General features: G+C 66.0%; 24 protein-coding genes and 2 tRNA genes. 18 read left to right on the forward strand and 8 right to left on the reverse strand.

Annotated features, from left to right (window positions below; genetic code table 11):
* Window positions 1–65: 65 nt before the first annotated feature.
* From NFU08_RS07890 to NFU08_RS07910, 5 genes are all read left to right on the forward strand, one after another.
* Window positions 66–137 (forward strand) — tRNA-Thr (locus tag NFU08_RS07890).
* A gap of 61 nt (window positions 138–198) precedes the next feature.
* Window positions 199–272 (forward strand) — tRNA-Met (locus NFU08_RS07895).
* Window positions 273–506: 234 nt separating this feature from the next.
* Window positions 507–1,787: a YjiH family protein gene (locus NFU08_RS07900; protein WP_251422050.1), complete on the forward strand. Its 1,281-nt coding sequence runs from the start codon at window positions 507–509 to the stop codon at window positions 1,785–1,787.
* Between the two features lie 29 nt (window positions 1,788–1,816).
* Window positions 1,817–2,374 carry a dihydrofolate reductase family protein gene (locus NFU08_RS07905; RefSeq protein ID WP_174176828.1) on the forward strand — a complete coding sequence of 186 codons (558 nt, stop codon included), beginning with the start codon at window positions 1,817–1,819 and terminating at the stop codon, window positions 2,372–2,374.
* Window positions 2,375–2,447: 73 nt separating this feature from the next.
* Window positions 2,448–3,104, forward strand: a complete 657-nt coding sequence (locus NFU08_RS07910; RefSeq protein ID WP_251422054.1) for an SDR family oxidoreductase — start codon at window positions 2,448–2,450, stop codon at window positions 3,102–3,104.
* 11 nt (window positions 3,105–3,115) lie between these two features.
* Here the strand turns inward: NFU08_RS07910 and NFU08_RS07915 are convergent, their stop codons facing one another.
* Window positions 3,116–4,342, reverse strand: coding sequence for an ROK family protein (locus NFU08_RS07915; RefSeq protein ID WP_251422058.1), 1,227 nt, complete (start codon window positions 4,340–4,342; stop codon window positions 3,116–3,118).
* 220 nt (window positions 4,343–4,562) lie between these two features.
* Here NFU08_RS07915 and NFU08_RS07920 point away from each other — a divergent pair, with 220 nt between their 5' ends.
* The 9 genes from NFU08_RS07920 (at window position 4,563) to NFU08_RS07960 (ending at window position 14,476) form a co-directional block, all read left to right on the forward strand.
* A complete protein-coding gene (locus NFU08_RS07920) occupies window positions 4,563–5,834 on the forward strand; it encodes an ABC transporter substrate-binding protein (protein ID WP_251422061.1) in 1,272 nt (423 codons plus the stop codon).
* A 23-nt stretch (window positions 5,835–5,857) separates the two neighbouring features.
* Window positions 5,858–6,769 (forward strand): carbohydrate ABC transporter permease, encoded by a 912-nt coding sequence (locus NFU08_RS07925; protein ID WP_251422064.1) that lies wholly within the window; start codon window positions 5,858–5,860, stop codon window positions 6,767–6,769.
* Complete coding sequence (locus NFU08_RS07930; RefSeq protein WP_174176813.1) at window positions 6,769–7,680, forward strand: carbohydrate ABC transporter permease; 912 nt, start codon at window positions 6,769–6,771, stop codon at window positions 7,678–7,680. The genes NFU08_RS07925 and NFU08_RS07930 overlap by 1 nt, the downstream gene beginning before the upstream one ends.
* 50 nt (window positions 7,681–7,730) lie before the next feature.
* Complete coding sequence (locus NFU08_RS07935) at window positions 7,731–9,410, forward strand: glycoside hydrolase family 13 protein (RefSeq protein ID WP_251422067.1); 1,680 nt, start codon at window positions 7,731–7,733, stop codon at window positions 9,408–9,410.
* A gap of 101 nt (window positions 9,411–9,511) precedes the next feature.
* A complete protein-coding gene (locus tag NFU08_RS07940) occupies window positions 9,512–11,224 on the forward strand; it encodes a glycoside hydrolase family 13 protein (RefSeq protein WP_174176809.1) in 1,713 nt (570 codons plus the stop codon).
* 34 nt (window positions 11,225–11,258) lie between these two features.
* The gene (locus NFU08_RS07945; RefSeq protein WP_174176808.1) at window positions 11,259–12,200 is read left to right on the forward strand and encodes an aldo/keto reductase family oxidoreductase; all 942 of its coding nucleotides are present in this window, start codon (window positions 11,259–11,261) and stop codon (window positions 12,198–12,200) included.
* 167 nt (window positions 12,201–12,367) lie between these two features.
* Entirely contained in the window at window positions 12,368–13,231 is an 864-nt protein-coding gene (locus NFU08_RS07950) for a CoA ester lyase (protein ID WP_066278004.1), read from the forward strand.
* A gap of 28 nt (window positions 13,232–13,259) precedes the next feature.
* Complete coding sequence (locus NFU08_RS07955) at window positions 13,260–14,204, forward strand: DUF2797 domain-containing protein (protein WP_174176806.1); 945 nt, start codon at window positions 13,260–13,262, stop codon at window positions 14,202–14,204.
* Window positions 14,205–14,251: 47 nt separating this feature from the next.
* On the forward strand, window positions 14,252–14,476 hold the full coding sequence (locus NFU08_RS07960; protein ID WP_174176805.1) for a DUF3188 domain-containing protein: 225 nt from the start codon (window positions 14,252–14,254) through the stop codon (window positions 14,474–14,476).
* Here the strand turns inward: NFU08_RS07960 and NFU08_RS07965 are convergent.
* Both NFU08_RS07965 and NFU08_RS07970 read right to left on the reverse strand, forming a co-directional pair.
* Window positions 14,464–16,125, reverse strand: coding sequence for a SulP family inorganic anion transporter (locus NFU08_RS07965; protein WP_251422070.1), 1,662 nt, complete (start codon window positions 16,123–16,125; stop codon window positions 14,464–14,466). The genes NFU08_RS07960 and NFU08_RS07965 overlap by 13 nt on opposite strands.
* An 8-nt stretch (window positions 16,126–16,133) precedes the next feature.
* Window positions 16,134–16,514, reverse strand: coding sequence for a metalloregulator ArsR/SmtB family transcription factor (locus tag NFU08_RS07970; RefSeq protein ID WP_251422073.1), 381 nt, complete (start codon window positions 16,512–16,514; stop codon window positions 16,134–16,136).
* Between the two features lie 139 nt (window positions 16,515–16,653).
* Between NFU08_RS07970 and NFU08_RS07975 the strand changes: the two genes are divergently transcribed.
* The 3 genes from NFU08_RS07975 to NFU08_RS07985 are packed head-to-tail and all read left to right on the forward strand — an operon-like array spanning window position 16,654 to window position 18,663.
* Window positions 16,654–17,115 (forward strand): MaoC family dehydratase N-terminal domain-containing protein, encoded by a 462-nt coding sequence (locus tag NFU08_RS07975; RefSeq protein ID WP_174176802.1) that lies wholly within the window; start codon window positions 16,654–16,656, stop codon window positions 17,113–17,115.
* A 2-nt stretch (window positions 17,116–17,117) separates the two neighbouring features.
* Window positions 17,118–17,555, forward strand: coding sequence for a MaoC family dehydratase (locus tag NFU08_RS07980; RefSeq protein ID WP_251422076.1), 438 nt, complete (start codon window positions 17,118–17,120; stop codon window positions 17,553–17,555).
* Window positions 17,556–17,595: 40 nt separating this feature from the next.
* A complete protein-coding gene (locus NFU08_RS07985; RefSeq protein WP_251422078.1) occupies window positions 17,596–18,663 on the forward strand; it encodes a UDP-N-acetylmuramate dehydrogenase in 1,068 nt (355 codons plus the stop codon).
* On the opposite strand, the gene NFU08_RS07990 is transcribed toward NFU08_RS07985, so the two are convergent.
* Window positions 18,644–19,141 carry a hypothetical protein gene (locus NFU08_RS07990; protein WP_251422081.1) on the reverse strand — a complete coding sequence of 166 codons (498 nt, stop codon included), beginning with the start codon at window positions 19,139–19,141 and terminating at the stop codon, window positions 18,644–18,646. The two genes, NFU08_RS07985 and NFU08_RS07990, sit on opposite strands and share 20 nt — an antisense overlap.
* A 56-nt stretch (window positions 19,142–19,197) precedes the next feature.
* Here NFU08_RS07990 and NFU08_RS07995 point away from each other — a divergent pair, with 56 nt between their 5' ends.
* Window positions 19,198–20,307, forward strand: a complete 1,110-nt coding sequence (locus NFU08_RS07995) for a winged helix DNA-binding domain-containing protein (protein ID WP_251422084.1) — start codon at window positions 19,198–19,200, stop codon at window positions 20,305–20,307.
* Window positions 20,308–20,503: 196 nt separating this feature from the next.
* Here the strand turns inward: NFU08_RS07995 and asd are convergent, their stop codons facing one another.
* The 4 genes from asd to NFU08_RS08015 form a co-directional block, all read right to left on the reverse strand.
* Entirely contained in the window at window positions 20,504–21,646 is a 1,143-nt protein-coding gene (gene asd, locus NFU08_RS08000; protein WP_251422087.1) for an aspartate-semialdehyde dehydrogenase, read from the reverse strand.
* Between the two features lie 135 nt (window positions 21,647–21,781).
* Window positions 21,782–22,183, reverse strand: coding sequence for a hypothetical protein (locus NFU08_RS08005; RefSeq protein ID WP_251422090.1), 402 nt, complete (start codon window positions 22,181–22,183; stop codon window positions 21,782–21,784).
* Between the two features lie 34 nt (window positions 22,184–22,217).
* The gene (locus NFU08_RS08010; RefSeq protein ID WP_251422093.1) at window positions 22,218–22,880 is read right to left on the reverse strand and encodes a hypothetical protein; all 663 of its coding nucleotides are present in this window, start codon (window positions 22,878–22,880) and stop codon (window positions 22,218–22,220) included.
* Window positions 22,881–22,899: 19 nt separating this feature from the next.
* The gene (locus NFU08_RS08015) at window positions 22,900–23,880 is read right to left on the reverse strand and encodes a WXG100 family type VII secretion target (RefSeq protein ID WP_174176790.1); all 981 of its coding nucleotides are present in this window, start codon (window positions 23,878–23,880) and stop codon (window positions 22,900–22,902) included.
* Window positions 23,881–23,896 lie beyond the last annotated feature (16 nt).

Genomic DNA, 23,896 nt, shown 5'->3' on the forward strand with positions numbered 1-23,896 from the left:
CCTCGCCGCCTGCCCGGACGCCGATTTGTTGGTGGGTAAATCTTCCGGTAGAGTATTTACTCGTTGCCCCCCTAGCTCAGTGGTAGAGCGCGTTCTTGGTAAGAACGAGGTCACCGGATCGATTCCGGTGGGGGGCTCTGGATGAGGGCCTGTGTCAAGGCGGTTTTGACCGGCTTGGCGCAGGTTTTTCTCATTCGTGGCGGTGTAGCTCAGTTGGTTAGAGCGCACGACTCATAATCGTGAGGTCGGGAGATCGAGCCTCCCCACCGCTACAGGCTAAGCCCCCGGAATCCCCGAGATTCCGGGGGCTTTCCTGGCTTAACCGAGGCCGTCCTGAACCGAGTCTCCTATCCAAGACTGCTTTGGCGTGCAGTCCATTGTTCCTGCCGGGGATTCACGGTGCGATGGTTCTGTCCACAAATTGCCGGTCCGGACAGGGCTGGCTGTAGTCAGGAGACAGACCTTTGGCCATCACCTCGCAAGCCCCGCGCACAGCCTCGCGGCACATGTGGAAGCTGTTTGTGTACAGCGGCATCGGCGCATTCATGTTCTTTGTGCCGGTGACGATCGCCGGCAAGAACACCATCATGCTGGACCACATCGTCTCATTCCTCCAGGCGGGCATCGCCCCGGTCCTGCCCTACTACGCGCTGGCCGTGATTATCGCCGGCGCCGCATACCCCTTCATCGCAGGAACCTGGAAAAGATCCGCGGTGGAGGTGGCCTTCTCCGTGCTGAAAGTGGTGGGGATGGTGGTGGGCTTCATGATGGTCTTCAAGGTCGGGCCCGCATGGTTGTTTGAACCGGGCATGGGGCCGTTCCTGTTTGAAAAGCTCGTCATTCCCGTAGGGCTGCTTGTCCCCATCGGCGCGGTGTTCCTGGCGCTCCTGGTCAGCTATGGCCTGCTGGAGTTCATCGGTGTCATGGTCCAGCGCGTGATGCGCCCCATCTGGCGAACCCCCGGGCGGTCCGCGATCGACGCCGTCGCCTCCTTTGTGGGCAGCTACTCTTTGGGCCTGCTCATCACCAACCGGGTCTACAAGGAAGGCAAGTACACCGCCCGCGAGTCTGCCATCATTGCCACCGGGTTCTCCACCGTGTCCGCCACGTTCATGGTGATCGTGGCAAAGACACTGGACCTGATGGGCCAGTGGACGGCCTACTTCTGGATCACGTTCCTGGTCACGTTCGTTGTCACCGCCATCACCGTCAGGATCTGGCCGTTGAACAGCATCCCGGACGAGTACCACCCCGAGGCCGTCCCGCAGCCGGAGGAGGACGTTACCGGGCGCCGGCTGTCCGTCGCCTGGCGTGAGGCCCGGCGGACTGTGGAGGCAGCGCCCCCGCTCGCCGTCAACGTGTGGACCAACGTCCGGGACGGCGTGCTGATGGCGATGGCCATTCTGCCCTCCATCCTCTCCATCGGCCTGCTGGGACTGGTCCTTGCCACCTACACTCCCGTGTTCGACTGGCTGGGCTTCCTCTTCTATCCCTTCACCTGGGCGCTGCAACTTCCGGAACCCATGCTGGTGGCCAAAGCCAGCGCCGTTGGCGTTGCAGAGATGTTCCTTCCCGCGCTCCTCGCCGCGGAGGCGGTCCCGGTGGTCAAGTTTGTTGTGGGTGTGGTGTCCGTATCAGGGATCATCTTCTTCTCCGCGCTGGTCCCGTGCATCATGGCCACGGACATCCCGATTCCGGTCTGGAAGCTGGTGGTCATCTGGTTCCAGCGGGTTGTCCTGACGCTGATCCTTGTGACCCCCCTGGCCTTCCTTTTGTTTCCCTCCTAAAAACCCGGCGGGAGCGGCAGAATAGGCGCATGGCTGACCTCATCTACACCGGCATCACCTCACTGGACGGCTACCTGGCGGACAGCGACGGCAACTTCGACTGGAGTGCGCCCGATGAGGAGGTCCACGCCTTTGTCAACGATCTCGAGCGCGACGCCGGAACCTACCTTCTGGGGCGGCGCATGTACGAGGTCATGTCCGTGTGGGAAACGTTGGGAGGGCCGGACGACCCTCCCGTTATCCAGGACTACGGACAGATCTGGCGGGCGGCGGAGAAGATTGTCTTCTCGGAAACCCTGGAAGAACCATCCGCTCCGCGGACGACAGTCCGGCGCTCCTTCGATCCCGCCACGGTCAGGGACATAAAAGCGGATGCAAGGGGCAGTATCGGCGTGGGTGGCGCCACCCTTGCCGCGGCTGCGCTCCGGGCCGGGCTGGTGGACGAATGCCGGATCTTCCTCAACCCGGTGGCCGTGGGAGGCGGCCTGCGTTTCCTGCCGGACGGCCTGAACGTCCGGCTCGAACTCCTGGACGAGCGGCGGTTCGGAAACGGCGTTATGTACCTGCGCTACCACATCCGCGGCTGATACCGGCTGATACCGGCTGACGCCGACGCGCCGGTGGCGTGGCATCGGCGAGCCGGGGGAGCAGAATAGGGCCATGACCCGAATCGCAATCATCGGCGGCCACGGCAAAGTGGCCCTGCACCTGTCCAGCCTCCTCACGGACGAGGGGCACAGCGTCACCTCGTTCATCCGCAACCCGGACCATGCCGGCGACGTTGCGGAAACCGGCGCAACGCCGTCGGTCCTTGACGTGGAAAACGCGACGACGGCGGAGATCGCCGCTGCGCTGAAAGGCCACGACGCCGTGGTCTGGTCCGCAGGCGCGGGCGGCGGGGACCCGGCGCGCACCTATGCGGTGGACCGGGACGCCGCCATCCGGTCCATGGATGCCGCAGCGGAAGCCGGCGTGGCACGCTACGTGATGGTTTCCTACCTCGGATCCGGCAAGAACCACGGCGTGCCGGAAAGCAACAGCTTCTTTGCCTACGCCGAAGCCAAGGCCGCTGCCGACGACTACCTGCGCAGCACGGGCCTGGAGTGGACCATCCTGGGCCCCGGAGCCTTGACTGACAAGCCGGGGAGCGGCCTGATTGACGTCGACCCGTCTCCGGAGGGCAGCCGCGAAACCTCCCGCAGCAACACTGCAAGTGTCGCCGTGGCTGTCCTGGAGATGCCGGAAACCGCTGGCAAAACCATTGGGTTCTCCGACGGCAGCCTGCCTATCGCCGCCGCCCTGGAGCCGCTGGCGTAACCTGGACCGCTTCAGGAAACGGGCTGGGCCGGTTTCCTGAAAGAAGCGGGATAAAGGTCCAGGGCGTGCTCTTCGACGTAGTCCAGTGCCAGGCGGATAGCGCCGATGGAAACGATGCCGTCTCCAAGGGAGGATGCCTCCACCCGGGGCGGAGTGAATGTGAACTTCGGCAGCTGCTCCTCGATGGCGGGAATGAGCGCGTGCGCAGAGGCCGCGACGCCTCCTGCGAGGACGACGAGCTCCGGGTTTGCCAGCGTGCTGACGGAACCGATGACACGGGCCATGCGCTGTGCCATCCGGTTGAGGACGTCCTGCGCCGCGTGGTCGCCGTTCCCGGCTGCGGCAAACACCATCCCGGCCGTGAGGCTGTCCGGGGCGTTGCCGCACAGCTCACGCAGCTGCGTCTCGGCGCCTGAGGCGAGCGCTTCCTGGCCCCAAAGCGACACATAATGCGCAATGCCGAGAGTGTCACCGACACCTTCGACATTGTCCAGGTATCCCAGCTCGCCAAAGCCGCCAAGCTGCCCGTGCAGCAGACGGCCCGATTCCAGGATGCCGGCGCCTAGACGGTCCCCCGTGAGCATCACGACCAGGTTGTCGACGCCCTGGGCCGTTCCCCGCCAGCGTTCAGCCAGTGCCGCCAGGTTGGCATCGTTCTCCAGGAGCACGTGCCAGCCGTGCCGCTCAGAGACAAGCCGGCGGACATCGAACGACTTCCAGAATTCCTGGACCGTGAGGACTTCGCCGTCGCGACTCACCGGGGCGGCGACGCCAACGGTTACAGCCAGGACAGAGTCCGCGGACACTCCCGCCTTCTCCAGGGCCTCCGCGGCGATCCGGTCCAGGACATCGGCGCGCTCGTCAGCGCCTACGTTGAACGCCCGGAAGGGCGTGGTTACCCTGGCGAGGGCGTTTCCCCCCATGTCGGCGACGATGGTGGTGATCTTGTTGGCCCCGATATCGATGCCCAGGACGCTGGCCGCGCGGTCGTCGAAAACGAACCTGCGCGCCGGCCTGCCTTTGATATATCCCTCGGCGCCCCGCTGGGTTTCCATTTCACGGAGCCATCCGAGCCGCACCAGCTCATCGCAAATCGAGATCACCGTGGCCCGGGAAAGCCCGGTGGCGGCCATGAGGTCCGTGCCTGTCATGATGCCCGCCCCGCGCATTGCCTTGAGCATCGCGCTGGCGTTGACCCTCCGCACCAGTTGCGTAGACGGCGCAGTCTCAGACCTCATCGGGCGCTCCCATTCCTGCCTGGTCACGGGACGTGAAGGCGATTCTAAATTTAGGTCATAAATATAGCCGAAGAAACATTTCCCTCAGTGCTTGACGGTGTGCCCGACGCCGCCGCATACTAACGATAGGAGCTAAATTTACGCCCTATATAAACTCTGCGGCAAGTCTCAGCCGTCCCCGCCGCCACGCGGCGTTCTGCCGCACCACGAAAGGACGAGGGTGTCTTTGAAATCGACGCGCACACTACGTACCGCAGCGCTGGGCTTGTGCCTGGCACTACTCGCCGGCCTCCTCTCAGGCTGCACCGGAGACTCGGGCAAGGAGACCATCCGGTTCACGTTCAGCAAGCGGGAAGCAATCGGCTTCATGACCAAGCTGGTAGCCGACTACAACGCCTCGCAGGACAGTACGGAGGTCATCCTGGATACTTCCGGGGTCGACGTCGTCTCAGCGAGCTTTGTCCGGGGCAACCCGCCGGACATCGCGCTGGCGAACTTTAACATGGAAACGGCTAGGTTCGTGCAGCGCGGTGCGCTAAGTGACCTGTCCGGAACTCAAGCTGCCACCCGGGTCCGGAAGGACCTGCAGCCACTGATGGACCAGTACGGCTCGTATCCTGGCCGGACAAGCGCCCTGCCGTACTCGGTCATGGCGTCCTCCGTGATTTACAACAAGGAAATCTTCGCCGCTCACGGCATCCAGGTGCCCAGGACCTGGAGTGAGCTGCTCGCGGCGTGCGACGCGCTGAAAGCCGCGGGCGTGACGCCGTTCTACGCCACGTGGAAGGACGACTGGACGGTGGCCCAGGGATGGTTTGACTACTCTGTGGGCGGCCAGCTGGACACCCTCGACTTCTTTGAAAAGCTTGCCGAAGCCGGCACGGACGTCGGACCCGACTCGCCGGCATCCTTCCAAAAAGACTTTGAACAGCCTGTCGAGAAGATGCTGAAACTGGCGGGCACCTACGTGAACAAAGACGCCGCGAGCCGCGGCTACGGGGACGGGAACCTCGCGTTTTCCCAGGGCAAGGCAGCCATGTACCTGCAGGGCCCGTGGGCGTTCAGCGAGATCGCCAAGACTGCGCCCGATCTCCAGCTCGGAACCTTTCCACTGCCCATGACGGAGAACCCCGATGACCTGCGCGTGCGGGTCAACGTCGATCTCGCGGCGTGGATTCCGGAGGAATCCAAGCACAAGGAGGCTGCGCGCGACTTCCTGGAGTATCTCTACCAGCCGGAAATCATTGAGGCGTACAACAAGTCGCAGCTGGGCTTCACGCCCACCATCGATGCGGACGTAGCCCAGGACCCGCGTATCGAAGGGATGGTGGAGTACTACGACAAGGGCTCTGTCTACCAGGGACCGTCGGTGCTGGTGCCCCGCACCATCCCCATCATGAACTACACCCAGGCGCTCGTGTTGGGCGCAGATCCTGCAGCCACGTTCCGCACACTCGACGCAGACTGGGCGCGCCTGGCCTTTCGCCAGTAGCCCAGAACAAGGGAGCCAGACACATGTCCACCACCACAGCAACCAGACGCGGGCAGGGACGCCCCGAAAGCCGCAGCCGGCGGAGGGTCGAACCGATCTTCTACTTCTTCCTCCTGCCAAGCCTTGTACTCTTTACGCTGGCGATCACGGTTCCAGGCCTCGTTGGCATCTTCTTCAGCTTCACGGACTCCATCGGAATCGGTGACTGGGAGTTCGCAGGCCTGACCAACTACATAGCAATTTTCAGCGATCCCGCCATCCTGCAGAGCTATCTGTTCACCTTCGGCTTCTCGATCGTCACCGTGCTTGTGGTGAACGTGATCGCCTTCCTCCTCGCCGTGGGGCTCACCTCGCAGATCCGCATGAAGACTGCGCTGCGAACCATCTTTGTTATCCCCATGGTGGTCTCCGGCATCATCATCGCCTACGTTTTCAATTTCCTGTTCTCCAACTCGCTGCCCTCTGCGGGCGCGGCGGCAGGCATCTCCTGGCTGGAGACGAGCCTCCTGGCAAACCCGGACCTTGCATGGATCGCCATTGTGGTGGTCACCGCCTGGCAGGCCGTGCCCGGGGCGCTGCTGATCTATATCGCCGGTCTCGTCTCAATCCCGGGGGACGTGTATGAGGCCGCGGAGATCGACGGCGCCAGCAAGTTCCAGCAGCTCCTGAAGATCACCGGTCCGCTTGTGGCCGGCTATGTGGTCATCAACATCATCCTCGGCTTCAAGGGCTTCCTTAATGCGTACGACATCATCGTCGGCCTCACGAACGGCGGCCCGGGAACCTCAACAAGAAGCATCGCGATGACCGTCATCGCCGGCTTCAACGGCGGCGACTACGCCTACCAGATGGCCAACGCCACGATCTTCTTCGTCGTCGCTGTCCTCATCTCTCTCCTGCAGCTTTCGCTGACTCGCGGACGGAACACACTCTAATGACCACACCAGCCACCCTCACCGCCGAGGAACTCCACCGCACCGAACCAGTCCCCGCCGGGAGCGGACGGCGACGCCCAGGCATCAAGGTCGAGCGGGTGAACTGGCCGGGGACCATCATCCTGGTCCTTTGTGCCGTCACGGTTCTGCTCCCGCTCTACGTGACCGTGTCCATGGCTTTCAAAACCCAGGGGCAGGCTGTGGACGGCAACGCCTTCTCCTTCCCTGCACCGTTCAGCATCGACGGCTTCGTCCAGGCGTGGACTTTGACGAACTTCCCCGTCGGCGCCGCGATGTCGCTGCTGGTCACGGCCGGGACGGTCGCAGCAACAATCGTGCTGGCCGCATTCGCCTCGTATGCGATTGTGCGCAACTGGGAACGCAGGCTGTTCCGGTACTCCTTCTACTACCTGCTCGCAGCGATGTTCATCCCGTTTCCGGTCGTTGCCCTGCCGCAAATCCAGTTGACCGGCCGCCTGGGCCTGGACAACCCGATGGGCGTCATCCTGCTCGCCACAATGTTCCAGTTGAGCTTCAGTGTGCTGCTGTTCACGGCGTTCCTGCGGTCCATCCCGCTCGAGTTGGAAGAGAGCGCCCGCATTGACGGCGCCACCACCTGGCAGACCTTCTGGCAGCTGATCTTCCCCCTGCTGGCGCCGATGAGCGCCACGGTCGGAATTTTTGCCTTCCTTTACGCCTGGAACGACTTCATGATGCCTTCCCTGATCATCTCCGACCCGGCACTGCAAACCCTTCCGGTCCGGCAGAACCTTTTCCAGACCCAGTTCAGCAACAACTACCACGTGTCCTTTGCGTCCTATCTGATGGCCATGGCACCGGCCATCGTGGCCTACCTCTTTACCCAGCGGTGGGTCATGGCCGGCGTCACGCAGGGAGCCGTCAAGGGCTAAGTGCAGCCAGCATGTAAACCATCACCAAACCCCCGGAAAGGGGAAACCGCTTGTCCATCCTCGACAGCCTGACTCACCATGCCGACAACGGACCCGCGGCCGCCACCACCTGGTGGCGCCAGGCCTCGGTGTACCAGATCTATCCGCGCAGCTTCGCCGATTCGAACGGCGACGGTATTGGGGACCTGAACGGCATCACCGCGAAGGTGCCGTACTTGAAGAGCCTGGGGATCGACGCCGTGTGGCTCAGCCCGTTTTACCCCTCGGCGCTCGCAGACGGCGGCTACGACGTGGACGACTACCGTGACGTCGATCCCAAAATCGGCAGCCTGGCAGATTTCGACGGGATGGCCGCGGCCCTGCACGCCGCCGGTATCAAAGTGATCGTGGACATTGTCCCGAACCACTCCTCCAACCGGCACGCCTGGTTCAGGGAAGCCCTGGCCTCGCCCAAGGGGTCAGCGGCCCGGCAGCGGTACCACTTCAGGGACGGGAAGGGCGGAAATGGCGAGCTGCCGCCGTCGGACTGGACAGCCGCGTTCGGCGGCCCGGCGTGGTCGCAGGTGAAGGACGGGCAATGGTATCTGCACACCTTCACTCCCGAACAGCCGGATTGGAACTGGGACAACCCCGAGGTCCGTGCGGACTTCCTCAGGACGTTGCGCTTCTGGGCCGACCGGGGCGTGGACGGCTTCCGCGTGGACGTGGCCAACCTCCTCGTCAAGGACCTGAGCGCCGACCTTCCGAGCAAGCAGGAACTTGAGGGCATGGACCGGACCTCCGGGACGCACCCGCTCATGGACCGCGACGAAGTCCATGAGATCTACGCCGAGTGGCGCAAGGTCTTCAACGAATATGACCCGCCGCGCTTTGCCGTGGCGGAGGCTTGGGTGGAAACCGCCGAACGGCGCGCCAAGTACGCCTCCCCTGAAGGGCTGGGCCAGGCTTTCAGCTTCGACCTGCTCCTGGCCGACTTCAACGCCACCCAGTTCCGCACCATCATCACCGACAACCTCGCACAGGCACGCCTCACCGGCTCCACCACCACGTGGGTATTTTCGAACCACGACGTCACCCGCCACGCCACCCGTTACGGCCTCGAACCGCTCAACGGGCGGCCGGGGAAGCCGGGGGTGGACTGGGTCAAAGCGGGCGGCCCCCGCGAAGCGCTGGACGTGGAAGGAGGCCTGCGCCGCGCCAGGGCCGCCACGCTGCTCATGCTCGCCCTTCCCGGCTCCGCATACCTTTACCAGGGGGAGGAACTGGGCCTGCACGAGGTGGCTGACATCCCCGCTGACCGGCGCCAGGACCCGTCATTCTTCCGGGGCGCGGAGTACGACGGCCTGGGCCGCGACGGCTGCCGCGTGCCCTTGCCCTGGACTCCCTCGGGAGCATCCTTCGGCTTCGGTGCCAAGGGAGCCCACCTGCCCCAGCCGGACTGGTTCGCCGGCTACGCAGCCAGCACCCAGGAAACCGACAACCTCTCAACCCTGCAGTTCTACCGCCAGGCGCTGGCGCTGCGCCGTGAACTGCAAGGTGCGGAGACCCTGGAATGGCACCACAGCGGAGACGGCCAGGTGCTGCACTTCGTGCGCCCGGGCGGCTGGCACGTCGTGGCGAACTTCGGTCCTGCCGCCGTCGAACTTCCGGACGGCGAGGTCCTGATCTCCAGCAGCGGGATCGAGGCCGGCAGGCTTCCAGGAGAATCAACCGCCTGGCTCAGGGCCTGAGCCAGCGTCCTGCCGGAGCAGGCAGCGGGCTGTTGACCATCCCCGCCCGGTCGGCACATACTGGTCACTAGAAAATTTAGATACTAAATAAAAGGAGCGTTGTGAGCACCACCGCCACCCTGGCAACCCTGTCCGATTCCGACCGCCTGTCCGATCCGAACTGGTGGCGCCAGGCCGCTGTCTACCAGATCTACCCGCGCAGTTTTGCCGACTCCAACGGCGACGGCATTGGCGACCTCAAGGGCATCACCTCCAAGGTCCCGTACCTGAAGTCCCTGGGTATCGACGCCGTGTGGCTGAGCCCGTTCTACCCCTCGGCGCTCGCAGACGGCGGCTACGACGTGGATGACTACCGCGACGTCGATCCCAAGCTCGGCACGCTCGAGGACTTCGACGAGATGGCCAAGGCGCTGCACGGGGCCGGCATCAAGCTCATCGCGGACATCGTCCCCAACCACTCCTCGAACCGCCACGAGTGGTTCAAGGAAGCGCTGGCCTCGCCCAAGGGCTCGCCCGCCCGGGACCGGTACATCTTCCGTGACGGCAAGGGCCCCAACGGCGAGTTCCCGCCGTCGGACTGGGACTCCGTCTTCGGCGGCCCCGCCTGGGAGCGCATCACCGAGCCGGACGGCACCCCCGGGCAGTGGTACATGCACATTTTCGCCAAGGAGCAGCCGGACCTGAACTGGTCCAACCGCGAGGTCCGCGACGACTTCCTCAAGACCCTGCGCTTCTGGTCCGACCGCGGCGTGGACGGCTTCCGGGTGGACGTGGCGCACGCCCTCACCAAGGACCTCACCGAGCCGCTGCTGTCCAAGCTGGAACTGAGCGCCGCCAACACCGGCGTGGACGGTTTCGACGACGGCACGCACCCCTTCTGGGACCGCGACGAGGTCCACGAGGTGTACGCCGAGTGGCGTGAGGTCTTCAACGAGTACAACCCGCCGCGCACCGCCGTGGCCGAGGCCTGGGTGCACGCCACCCGCCGCGCCCGCTACGCAAGCCCGCAGGGGCTCGGCCAGGCCTTCAACTTCGACCTCCTGCAGGCCGATTTCGACGCCGACGAATTCCGCGAGATCATCACCCGCAACCTGGCCGAGGCCACCGCAACCGGTGCCTCCTCCACCTGGGTGTTTTCCAACCACGACGTTGTCCGGCACGCCACCCGCTACGGCCTGCCGCAGGTCTCCAAGAGCAAGGCGGGCGCCAAGGGCCAGGACGGCAAGGAGTGGCTGCTTGCCGGCGGCCCCAAGGAACAGCTGGACGTGGAGCTCGGTGAACGCCGTGCCCGCGCCGCAACCCTCCTGATGCTGGCGGTTCCGGGCTCCGCCTACCTGTACCAGGGTGAAGAGCTGGGCCTGCAGGAAGTGGCGGAGATTCCCGAATCCGAACGCCAGGACCCCTCCTTCTTCCGGAACAGGGGAGTGGAGATCGGCCGGGACGGCTGCCGCGTGCCCCTGCCCTGGAAGGTGGAAGGCACCTCCTTCGGATTTGGCGACGGCGGCGCGCACCTGCCGCAGCCGGACTGGTTCAGCAAGTACGCCGTGGAGGCGCAGGACGGCACCGAAGGCTCCACCCTCGAGCTGTACCGCACCGCCCTGAAGCTGCGCCACGAGCTCCAGGCGGATGAGGACCTGGAATGGGTGGAGAACGCCAACCCTGAGATCCTGCACTTCCGCCGTCCGGGCGGCTGGCAGTCCGTGACCAACTTCGGGGACACCGCCGTCGACCTCCCCGAGGGGACCGTCCTTGTCAGCAGCGCACCGCTGGAAGACGGCAAGCTGCCCGGCAACACCACAGCATGGCTGCGCTGATGCCTGCACCCGTCCCGGACGGACGGCCTGCCTGATGCAGGAACTCATTTATGGCTGCATGGGCCTGGGCGGCAGCTGGTCCGGCGAGCCGCACGGGACTGAACATGTGGACCAGGCCGCGGCAGCCGTCGAGGCCGCGCTGGATGCCGGGATCACCCTCTTCGACCACGCGGACATCTACCGCAGCGGCAAGTCTGAGGCCGTGTTTGGTGAGGTTCTGGCAGCTGAACCGGGGCTGCGCGGCCGGATCAGGCTGCAGACCAAATGCGGCATCCGGCTGAACGAGCGCGGGCTGCAGACGCACTACGACCTCAGCCGGGATGCCATCCTGGAACGGGTCAACGGCAGCCTGCAGCGGCTGCGGACGGACTATGTGGACATCCTCCTGCTCCACCGGCCGGACCCGTTGGCGGATCCGGCGGAGGTGGCCGCCGCCGTCGGGCAGCTGATGGCAGAAGGCAAGGTCCGGCAGCTGGGCGTGTCCAACATGTCCGCGGCGCAGATCGAGGCGCTGCAGGACCGGCTGGACACCCCGGTGGTGGCGAACCAGCTGGAGATGAGCCTGCTCAAGCGGGCCTGGCTGGAGAGCCAGGTGCTGGTCAACCACGCCGAGCACCTGGACTACAGCTTCCCGCACGGCACCCTTGAGTACTGCGTGCGCAACTCCATCACGCTGCAGGCCTACGGTTCGCTGGCGCGCGGCCTGTACACCGGGGCGGAACCGGAAAGTCTCGCGTCAGCAGATGCCGCCACCGCTGAGCTCGTGGCCCGGCTGGCGGGGGAGTACGGCAGCACCGGAGAAGCCGTCCTGCTGGGATGGCTGATGAAGCATCCGGCGGGTATCGCGCCGGTGATCGGGACGGTCAACCCGGAACGGATCCGTGCGTGTGCCGACGCTGCCCGCGTGGCCCGGGAGATGACCCGGGCTGACTGGTACGGGCTCTGGGTGACGGCACGGGGCAGCAACATCCCCTGACCCACCCCAACTAGGTAGCAGCAGGTGTCGTTTTGAGCGCTCAAAACGACACCTGCTGCTACCTGCTTTCCCGCAACTTCCGGTCATTTGGGGTTTAGTTCGTATTGATCCCCACAAGCAGGCCATTTTCTTCGGCGTCGGGGTTGCGGGGCGGATACGGTAGATACATGACGTCTACCATCGCCACCGAGACCGTAAGGCCGGAACGCAATATCCCAGCAGAAATCGCCCGTTCCTGGCTTCTGGTCAATGCCATGAAGACAGAGCTGTTCGACCAGTCCGCGGTGTCGCGAGCTGACTCGATCATCCTGGATATTGAAGATGCCGTGGACCCGTCGCAGAAGGACCACGCACGGAACAACGTGGTTGACTGGCTGACCGCCGGCGGCAAAGCCTGGGTCCGCATTAACGATGCCACCAGCCGCTTCTGGGCTGATGACCTGGCGGGCCTCCGCGGCACGCCGGGGCTCCTGGGTGTCATGCTGGCCAAGACCGAGTCCGCAGACCAGGTGACGGAGAGCTTCCACCGCATGGACGGCAAGACGCCGGTCATCCCGCTGGTGGAGTCCGCGCTGGGCATCGAGGAGGCAAACAACATCGCCAAGGCACAGGGCGCCTTCCGCCTGGCGTTCGGTTCCGGCGACTTCCGCCGCGACACAGGCATGGCAGCCACGCCCGAGGCCATGGCCTACCCCCGCGCCAAGCTCGTCGTAGCCAGCCGCGTCGGCAACCTTCCCGGCCCCATCGACGGGCCCACCGTGGGCACCAACCACCCCATCCTGCGTGAGCAGACCGGCATCACCGTGATGATGGGCATGACTGGCAAGCTCTGCCTGGCCATTGACCAGACCCCCGTCATCAACGAGGTCATCAGCCCCACGCCCTCGGACGTCGCCTGGGCCACGGACTTCATGGCGGACTTCGAGGCCAACGGCCGCGTCATCCGTGACGGCTCCGACCTGCCCCGCCTGGGACGCGCCGAAAAGATCATGAAGCTCGCGGTAGCCTTTGGGGTGCAGCCGGCGCTGTAGTCCACACGCTTTCACTTCAGGAGACCCCGTGACCGATACCCGTTATCTGGTCCACGGGGTCTTTTGGCCTGCGGCTCCTGGGGCGGCAGCGGGCGGAAGTGCCGGTCCTGGCCCGTACCTCCGCCTTCAGGCGCCGGACGGCACCTTCCGCGAGGTAACGCTCGACGCCGGGACGCGCCTGGGCTTCCGGCTCGCCGCCGAGGGGAAACACTGCCTCGGCCACCATGTGGTGCACGGCCCCGCCCACCGGGACCACGTCCTCTGCGCCAGGCGGGCCCCCGCCGTCCGGGGGCACCAGTGCGAGCGGTGTTTCGTGGTGGATGACTCCCGGCTCATCCATGACTTCCACCGGGACGGCCGGGTCCCGCCCGGGCTGCGCAGCTACCTGATGCAGCCGCACTGGCTCTACGTCGCCACCTTCGCCAACGGCGCCAGCAAGGTGGGCACGGCCGCGGAGCTCCGCAAATGGCAACGCCTCGCGGAGCAGGGAGCCGTGGCGGCGTGCTATGTTGCCCACGCCGCCGACGGCCGCGTGGTGCGGATCCTCGAGGACCTGGTCACGCGCGAGGCGGGGCTTCCGCAGCAGGTCCGGTCCGCAGCCAAGGCTGCGGCGCTGGCTTCCCCGGCCCCGGCAGGCTGGCTCAGGGGCCATAACGCAGCCCTCGCCGCTTCCGCCCGCGGAGTGGTCTCCCGGTCCGGCGCTGAAGGATTCCACGTGGTGGAGGAGGACTGGAGCAGGCCGGCGCTGGCCGGCCTGCTCTGCTCCGAGGGCCGCCGGCACCTGTATCCGCACGCCCTCGCGGCCGGCTCCCACGGCTTCACCATTACTTCACTGTGCGGCAGCTTCGCCCTGGCAGCCATCGATGGGACCGGGCTGGAATTCGTGGTGGATCTCGGCCGGCTCAAGGGCCGCAGCATCGAACTGGGACAGTACAGTTCCGAGGTGCCGGCCGTCCAGGAGGCGTTGTTCTGAGCCTGCGTTTCTGCAACCAGCGGCGTGGCCCCCGGTAGACTGTCCGGGTGCTGAACGAATTCTGGGCCACCGCGCCAACCCGCTATAAAGTCCTGGTTTTCAGTGCGATGGGACTGATCGCCGTCGGAATCATCCTCAACCTGGTGGGCAACACCAGCGGCAATTCCGGCCTTGCCACGGCATCCCTGCCGGTGATCGGCCTGGGCCTGGTCCTGCACATTGCAGGGATTGTGGTCCGCGGGCAGGCGATCCGGAAGGGCTACAAGCGGTAGGCGGCGTTCCGGCGAACGTGGCTGCGGGCGTGTTCCACGGCGTCCCCGAGGTGCTCGAAGAGGTGCTTGTGGTGCCGCAGGGACCGGATCACTCCCACGTTCGTTACCAGCTGCAGGTGGTCCGGCCGGACGCCCTTGAGTAAAACGGTGATGCCCCGGAGCTCCAGCGCGGAGACCACCTCCACCAGTGCATGCGCGCCCGTGGCGTCGAGCATCCGCAGCTGGGAAAGCCTGATGATGGCCACCTGGACATCCTTGACCTGGCTGATCTCCTGCAGGATCCGTTCGGCGGCGCCGAAGAACATGGCCCCGTCCAGCCGGAGGACGGCGATGTGCTCGTCATCCTCGGCGCGCGGACCGGGGATCTCCTCCCGCTGCACGCTGCTCAGCGAGGCGAACGTGCGCAGGGCAAAGAGGGCTGCCGCCGCGAGCCCTATCTGGATGGCAACGATCAGGTCGAACGCCACCGTGATAATTGCCGTCAGGATGAAGACGGCGGCGTCGGACCTGGTGGAGCGGAGGATCGCCGCCACGGTCCGCCGGGACACCATCCGAACGGCAGTGACCATCAGGACCCCGCCGAGGGCTGCCAGCGGAATCCGGCTGACCATGCCCGAGGCGAGGTAGACAATCGCCAGCAGGACCACGGCGTGGACAGCGGCGGCCAGCCGGGTCTTGGCACCGGACCGGACGTTCACGGCCGTCCGCGCGATGGCCCCCGTGGCGGGCATGCCGCCGAAGAGGCCCGCAGCGATTGACGCCAGGCCCTGGCCCGTCAGCTCCCGGTCCGGGCTGTACGGTCCACTCGGCCTGCCGTCCGGCCCGGTCATTCCTGCCGCAACCCGGGCGGACAGCAACGACTCGATGGCCGCAAGGCAGGCGATGGCCACCGCGGGCATTGCCAGGCTGCCCAGCAGATCCAGGTCAAAGGCGGGAACCGCGGGAGCGGGCAGGGCATGCGGCAGGGGACCGATCCTGGGGATGTCCAGCCGGAACAGCTCGGCGGCCGCCGTGGCGAGGAGCACCGCGATCAGGCTGGCCGGCAGTGCCCTGAGCAGCTTCTGCACCAGGACCATCACGACGGCGACTCCCGCCACGACTGCGAGGGTCAGCAGGGCAGTCGGGACGGTTGCGGCGGATGCGGCTTCCACTGCAGCGATGAGGGTGTTGTGTCCCGGGGCGGCGGACGTGCCGGTGGCGGGCGGAACCTGCTGGAGGAAGATAATGGCGGCGATCCCCAAGGTGAAGCCTTCCACCACCGGCCAGGGGATGAAAGCGACCGCCCGGCCCAGGCCGCTGAATCCCAGGACACAGACCAGGAGCCCCGCCATCAGTGACAACGGGGCCACGCTGCCTGGGCCGTGCAGTGCCACCACGGGCGCCAGCACCACAACCATGGCACCCGTGGGGCCGGAGACCTGGACGGGTGATCCGCCCATCACGGCTGCCACCAGGCCGGCGACGATCGCGGTGATGAGCCCGGCCTCCGCGCCCACTCCCGAGCTGACGCCGAACGCGAGGGCCAGCGGCAGGGCCACAATGCCCACCGTGATGCCGGCCAGCAGGTCGGTCCGCCACGATGTTCCGAGTCCCGCGTAGTCCAGTTTCGAGGGCAGGAACCGGCTGATGTGCAGCCTGGCGGTGCCCACGTCCGGTTTCACAGGGCGGCCCCGCCGGTCAGGTGTTCTGCAGGCAGCTGCTGCGCCAGCCGGAGCTGTTCGTTTGAATCGGCAAGGGTGTCCAGGAGGAACGTCCGCGCGATGGCAAGCAGCTGGGCAATCCCGGGGTGCGCCAACCGGTAGGTTACAGCGTTGGCGGTACGCACAGAGGTCACCACCTTGTGCTTGCGCAGCGTGGCCAGGTGCTGGGAGAGGTGCGAGGCTTCAAGCCCGGTCTCCGCCAGGAGGTAACTCACCGCGGCGGTTTCCTGTGGCGCCGCTGCCAGCAGCTCAAGGATGCGGATCCTTGCAGGGTGCGCCAGCCCCTTGAAGAGGTTGGCCTTGATCTCGTACAGCGGAGCCTGGGCGGAAGGCAGCATGGGAAGCTCCTCAACGTGACAGTGATGGCAGCTGGCCGGTTGCAGATGTCGGATGGCTGTTGAATTGATGGATTGATGAAATCATCATATCAACGTCATGCAAGCCCCTGCCGGGTGCGGCAACGATAGGCTTGAGGCCATGACTATCAATCCGGACCTGCAGGGCCGAAGCTACCCTGCCGCAGAGGTGTACGACGTTGGCCGTGAGAAGATCCGCGAGTTCGCCCGCGCCGTGAAGGCCACCCATCCCGCGCACTTCGACGTCGATGCTGCCAGGGCCCTGGGCCACGGCGACCTGGTGGCTCCACCGACCTTCGCCATCATCGTCGCCCAGCGTGCCGACGCCCAGCTCATCGAGGATCCGGAAGCCGGCATCGACTTCTCCCGCGTGGTCCACGCGGACCAGCGCTTCACCCACCACCGGCCGATTTTCGCCGGAGACCGCCTCGTCGCGGAGCTCCACGTGGACGGTGTCCGGGCCATGGGTGGTGGTGCGATGATCACCACCCGGTCGGAAATCTTCGCTCTCGGCGCGGATGATTCCCGCGAACCCGTCACCACCACGTCGTCGTCCATCCTGGTCCGCGGAGAGGGACAGTAACCATGAGCCTCAGCATCCACGAACTCAGCGCCGGCCAGGAGATCGGAAGCGGCACCATCGAAGTCACGCGCACCGATTTGGTCAAGTACGCCGGTGCCTCCGGTGACTTCAACCCCATCCACTGGAACGAGGCCTTTGCCACCAGTGTGGAACTGCCCGGCGTCATCGCCCACGGCATGTTCACCATGGGCTCCGCCGTCCAGCTGGTGACCGACTGGGCGGGCGACCCGGCCGCCGTCGTCGACTTCCAGACGAGGTTCACCAAGCCCGTCCTGGTCACCGACACCACGGGCACGCCCGACGCTGGCGCCACCATCGAGGTCAGCGGCATCATTGGAAAGCTCGATGCCGAGGCGAACACCGCGCGGGTGGACCTCACCGTCACAGCCGCCGGCCAAAAGGTCCTGATGAAGGCCCAGGCGGTCGTCAAACTGGCTTAGCCCGGGGGAGGCGGGAACACTTTCCCGATAGGGTGGACAGGTGACTTCCACCCTGCTCTCAGAGCTGACCACGGCCGCCGTCGGGGGCCCTGCCCACAAGTTCATCAAGGCCGGAACCGAAGCTGAGATCATCGACGCCGTCCGTGCCGCGGACGCCGCGGGGGAGCAGCTGCTGATCATCGCCGGCGGCTCCAACCTGCTGATTTCCGACGACGGGTTCCCCGGAACCGTGGTCCAGGTCGCCTCGCAGGGGTTCACCGTCAACGCGGAGGACTCCTGCGGCGGCGTGGCAGTGGTGGTGCAGGCCGGGCACAACTGGGACAAGCTGGTGGAGCACGCGGTCCGCCACGCCTGGTCCGGGGTTGAGGCCCTGGCCGGCATTCCCGGGTCAACGGGTGCGACGCCGGTGCAGAACGTGGGTGCCTACGGTGCCGACGTGTCCCAGACCATCGCGGCAGTGCGCACGTGGGACCGGGAACGGAACGCGGTAAAGACCTTCACGAACTCGGAGCTGCAGTTCGGCTACCGGGACTCCATCCTCAAGCAGACCACCGTCAACGGCTCACCCCGGTACGTAGTGCTGACCGTGGAGTTCCAGCTGCCCCTGGGCCGGATGAGCGCGCCGATCCGTTACGCGGAACTTGCCCGTGCCCTTGGCGTCGAGGTGGGCAAGCGCGCGTACTCGAACGATGTGCGCCGCGAGGTGCTCCGGCTGCGTGCCTCCAAGGGTATGGTGTGGGACCCGCAGGACCGGGACACGTACTCCACGGGCTCCTTCTTCACCAACCCCATCGTTCCGGCCGAGGTGGCGGCCGCCCTCCCCGAAGGCGCGCCCCGGTACCCTGCAGGGCAGGACGGGCTGGTAAAGCTGTCCGCCGCGTGGCTGATCGACCAGGCCGGCTTTGCCAAGGGGTTCGGGCTGGAACCGGGGAGCGTCAGCGGCGGACGGGCCTCCCTGTCCACCAAGCACACGCTCGCCATCACCAACCGCGGCTCAGCCACCGCCCAGGACGTGGTGGCCGTGGCGCGCGAGGTGCGTGACGGCGTCGAACAGCGCTTTGGCATCCAGCTGCACCCGGAACCGCTGCTTATCGGCCTGGAGCTGTAGCACCGGCAGGATCGCCCGCCACGCCTGGGGCGTTGGCCCGGACCACCGCCGCCTGGCCCAGCAGGGCGGACGACCAGCCGGCGAGCACCAGGTAGATTCCCGTGAAAAGCCACACCAGCTGGCCCGGCAACAGCGGATTTGCGAGGCCTGACAGGATGCAGGCCACCAGTCCGCCGAGGGCGACGGCGAGGGACAGGACCCAGAGGACCTTCGCCGCGGGCGGGTGGTGCCGCCAGTCCCGGTACAGCCTGACGCCCTGGCGGCTGACGCTGATGCCCGGGAAAAGTACCGCATAGCCGCCGCCGAGGCTCAGGACGAGTGAGGGGAGCAGCAGCAGGGGATCGGACCGGCCGTCTCCGAGGAAGGTGGAGAACTGGAGCAGCCCCAGGCCGGATCCTGCCAGGACGCAGACCGTGCCGCCGGCCATCCACCACCTCGTTTTAAGCGCGAGCAACTGCCACAAACTCCCCAAAGTCATGCTCCTACCCTAGCGGTCCGTGACGGGCGGGCGGTGGCGCGGCCTAAGATAGGGCCATGGCTGCTGGCATGGGCCGTCCCGACGGCAGGATCGTGGGCAGGCTGCGGCTTGCCTCCCAAAGGCTTGCGGGTGGCGCTGACGGCGTCGGCTCGGTTGCGGACGCCGTGCGATGGATGACGGCGATGCAGGCCCAGGACCTGCAGGCCGCCATGTGGGCCGTGGGCGTGCGGGTCCCGGGATGCGGCCTCAGCGATGTCCGGTCCGCCCTGGACACCGGTGCCGTGGTCCGGTCGTGGCCCATGCGCGGCACACTGCATCTCGTGGCCCCCGAGGACCTGCGGTGGATGCTGGACCTCACGGCTGAACGGCTCACCAAAAGCATCGCGGCCCGCCACCGGGAGCTGGGCATCACCTGGGCTGACGTTGAGAAGTGCCGGGATATTGCGCTGGAACACATCGCCGCCGGCGGTCCCGCCAGTCGTGCCGGACTGTTCCGGGTGTTCGACGCCGCCGGGCAGCCGACGCAGGGACAGCGGGGCATCCACCTCCTGGGGACACTGTGCCGGCACGCGTGGCTGGTGCAGGGGCCGCTGGCCAAGAACCAACAGCTGCTGGTGGCCTTCGATGACTGGATCCCGGTGTCGCGGAATCCGGAGCGGCAGGAGGCCCTGGGGGAGTTCGCGTTGCGGTACTTCCGCAGCCACGGGCCGGCAACCCTGGCGGATTTCGCGTGGTGGACGCAGCTGCCGCTGACGGAGGTGCGGGCGGCGTTTGAACCGGTCCGCGGGCAGCTGGTGGAACGGCAGTTCGGGGATGCTGTGCATTGGATGTCACCCGGGGCCGCCGCCCTGCTGGAGGCCGGGGGTCCGGGAGCGCGGTCCGTCCTGCTGCTGCCCGGCTTTGATGAGTTCCTGCTGGGATACAAGGACCGGACAGCCGTCCTGCCCCCGGAGTACTCCGACAGCATCGTGCCCGGCGGGAACGGCGTTTTCAAGAAGACCCTGGTGGTCGGGGGAGAAGTGATCGGCACCTGGGCGCGGGGCGGCACCAGCCGGGATGCCGCCGTCGTGCCCGAACTTTTCGACCACACCAGGCGCCTTGGCCCCGCCGCGCAGGCCGCCTTCGCCCGGGCAGCCAAGCGCTACCTCAGCTTCCTGGAGAGCTGACAGGGACGCTCTCTCACTTAATGTCGGTTCTTCACGAACGCTCTTTCACTTTCGCTGCTCAAGTGAGAGAGCGTCCCGGATTAACCCGCATCAAATGAGAGAGCGTCCGGGCCACGCAGAACGGCCCTGCCCCGCACGAACGGCTGGGCAGGACCGTTCGAGCGGGGCAGGGCCGCGGAAGCGCTGCCGAAACGGGTTACAGGTTCCCGGTGGCGATGTTGAGCATGCGGCGCAGCGGCTCGGCAGCGCCCCAGAGGAGCTGGTCGCCTACGGTGAAGGCGCTGATGTACTCCGGACCCATCTCCATCTTGCGGATGCGGCCCACGGGGATGTCCAGCGTGCCGGAGGCCGCCACCGGGGTCAGGTCCGCCATGGACGCTTCCTTGGTGTTGGGGACCACTTTGGCCCACTTGTTGTCCTCGGCCAGGAGCTTCTCGATCTCGGCGACCGGGAGGTCCTCGCGCAGCTTGAGCGTCAGGGCCTGGGAGTGGGACCGCATTGCACCGATCCGGACGCAGAGGCCGTCCATGACCACGTGGTTGTCCTCGGAGGTGCCCAGGATCTTGTTGGTTTCGACTCCGGCCTTCCATTCCTCCTTGGACTGCCCGTTGCCCAGGTCCGCGTCGATCCAGGGGATCAGCGACCCGGCCAGCGGAACGCCGAACTGGGTGGCGTCGATGTCGGTGCGCTGGTGGGCCAGGACCTTGCGGTCGATGTCAAGGATGGCCGACGCCGGATCGTCCAGTTCCGTGCTGACCTCGGCGTTGAGCGTGCCGAACTGGCTGAGCAGCTCGCGCATGTGCCGTGCCCCGCCGCCGGAGGCCGCCTGGTAGGTCATGGAGGTGCCCCACTCCACGAGGTTGTTCTTGAACAGGCCGCCGAGGCCCATGAGCATGCAGGAGACGGTGCAGTTGCCGCCGATGAAGTCCTTGGTCCCGTTGACCAGGCCCTTGTCGATGACGTCCCTGTTAATGGGGTCCAGCACAATGATGGAGTCGTCGTTCATGCGCAGGGTGGAGGCGGCGTCGATCCAGAGGCCGTCCCAGCCGCGGCTGCGAAGCTCGGTGTGCACGCGCTTGGTGTAGTCCCCGCCCTGGGCGGTAACGATAATGGGCAGCTTCGCCAGGGTATCGACGTCGAACGCGTCCTCGAGCTTGCCGGCGCTGCCTCCTGCTGTTCCAGCGAAAGACGGCGCGGCACCTCCCGCGTTGGAGGTGGAGAAGAACACCGGGTTGATGTTGGCGAAGTCGCCCTCATCCTGCATGCGCTGCATGAGGACGGAACCGACCATGCCGCGCCATCCGACCAGGCCGACGGAAGGGGTAGCTGCTGTAGTCATTCGTACAGTTTAGACTTCCGTTCCGGCAGCGCGCAGTCGGTTACGTCACGTCGGAGGGCGGCTGCGGGGGTCTGAACGTACGACGACGGCACGCGGCTCACTGCCTGCAGGCCGTTGCGGGCGGCAGGCTGCCCGTTACCGGTCGAACTGCCTGGCTGTGGGTTCCGGTATTCCCCGTTCCACCCTCAGCCGTTTGGCCTTGGCGGCAACCCCCGCCATCCGTGCCGCGTAGAGGACGCCGGCGGCCCCGGCGGCTGTGAGGATCAAGGCTCCCCACAGGGGATCCTGGCCCCTGCTTGTGGGGCCGGCCACCAGCATGATCGAGAAAACCGCCAGGGTAGCGAAGAACACGGCCATCACGAGGAACCCTCCTGCGGACCGCACCTGCGGGTGGGAGCTGGCGGTGACCACGCCGAGTTCGTCCTTCGCATAGCTGTGGAGCGCGCCATCCACCGTACGGAGCAGCACGCGCTTTTCCCCGCGCGCCAGGGCCTGCTCATGAAAGGTACGGACCTGATCGTCGGGTGTGGGTGCCATGCCCGGAGTATTGCCCGGATTGCCGTTCTGCATGCTAGTCCTGTCGGATCGATCGGATGTGGTCCAACACCTGGTTGTCGGTGAGGCCCGGAAATTCCTGGATGGGTTCGGAAGGGGCATCAAGATGGCCGTAGCCCACGGTCCAGCCCTTTTCGCTGCGTTTGACCAGCAGTTGCTTGCCGTCGGAACTGTCGAGCAGGCGGATGGTGGCTCCGCCGTCGGGGTTGTCTTCCAGATGCTTGCGCACAATAAAGAAGTTGGCTTCTGCCGGTGTGGTGTCCGGCCGTTGCGCCATCGCGAACCAGCTGAGGTAGGCCCGCGGCTGCAGCAGGATCCGGTATTCGGGTGACTCGACGGACAGGACGTTGTCCACGGAACCGGGCGTGAGCAGATTGATCTGCACCAGCTTCTCCGCCTCCGTCAAGGCATGGGTGACTGCTGCCACCGGGCCCTCCACGGAAAGCTCCCTGTCCGCACCCACCGTGGCTGCACCGCGGGCCACCAGGGAGGACGCTCCCGCCGAAAGGAGGGAGGCGTCGTCGAGTTCGCCTTCCAGCCGGAGTGCCTTGGCAGAGGCTTCGGTGGCCGGTCCGCGCCGCAGGTTCAGGAGCACGAGGAGCTCGGCGAAGCCAAAACCGATCGCGTCCGGAACCCCTTGGCCGGCGCTTGAGGACCTGGCTGTGGTTGTTTCAGTCACTGGTTGTTCTCCTCAGTTCTCAGAAGCCAAAAAAGTCGCCGACGGCGTCCACGCCGTCACTGATCGCGCCGCCAACTGCCTCGGCCCCATCGGCGATCTTATCCCCGACGTAGTTCACGGAATCATGGACGATGGGGACGTTGTCGTAGAGGGCAAGGGCGCCGCTGGCTACCATGCACGCAGTGCCGGCCGGCGGCGGAAGGAACGAACCGGCGCCCAACAGGGCCTTGGTGGTGGAGTAGGCGGCGGAGCCGTAATCGCCTTCCTGGAAGTTGTTGAAGGCGTCCAGGCTGTCCAAACCAACGCCCACAACGCCCAAACCCTTGCTGAACCCGTCGAGGTACTTGAAGGCGTTGGAGCCCTCGGCGAGGTCCAGGACCTCGTGGAACTTGCCTTCGAACAGGCTGTTGGACATGTTGAAGAATTTGCTGAACTCGTTGGAGTTCTGGAAGGCCCGCCATGCTGCCGGATCAAGGAAATCAGAGATGCGGGACTTGTGCAGCATGGCGGCGATGTCGAAGAGGCCCGCGCGGAGGTTCGGGAACGCCTTGGTGAGGCCATAGATGTCCCAGCCGTCGCGGAACGGGGAATCAGGGTCCGCGAGCCAGTCCGGTCCCCACGGATTTTCTGCTCCGGGGCGGCCTGTGCCCGGGCCTCCAACGCTGCCCGGCACGCCCGTGCTTTGCCCCCCGGATCCGCCGGTCCCGCCAGGCCCGCCGGCCCCGCCGGTGCTGCTCGCCTTGTCCTGTTCCTCGGCATTGGTGAGCAGGAGCTTTGATTCCTGCTTTAGACGCGCCGCAGTCTTCTGCAGGAGTGCCCGGTGGCTGCCGTTCCAGTCCGAACGGAAGTGCTCGGCATCCTGGCCCTTCCAGGCCGGGGTGTTGTTGATCTGGCCGCTCAGCTGCGTGGACTGCTGCAGCAGCAGGTCAGCCGTCTTGCTGAACTGCCGTGCCAGCGTGCGCAGCTGGTCAACATCGGCGCCCCATAAATTTCCTGCCACCAGGCATCCCCCAATC

It is taken from the genome of Pseudarthrobacter sp. NCCP-2145 (assembly GCF_023708005.1).
In the GTDB taxonomy this organism is placed as follows: domain Bacteria; phylum Actinomycetota; class Actinomycetes; order Actinomycetales; family Micrococcaceae; genus Arthrobacter; species Arthrobacter oxydans.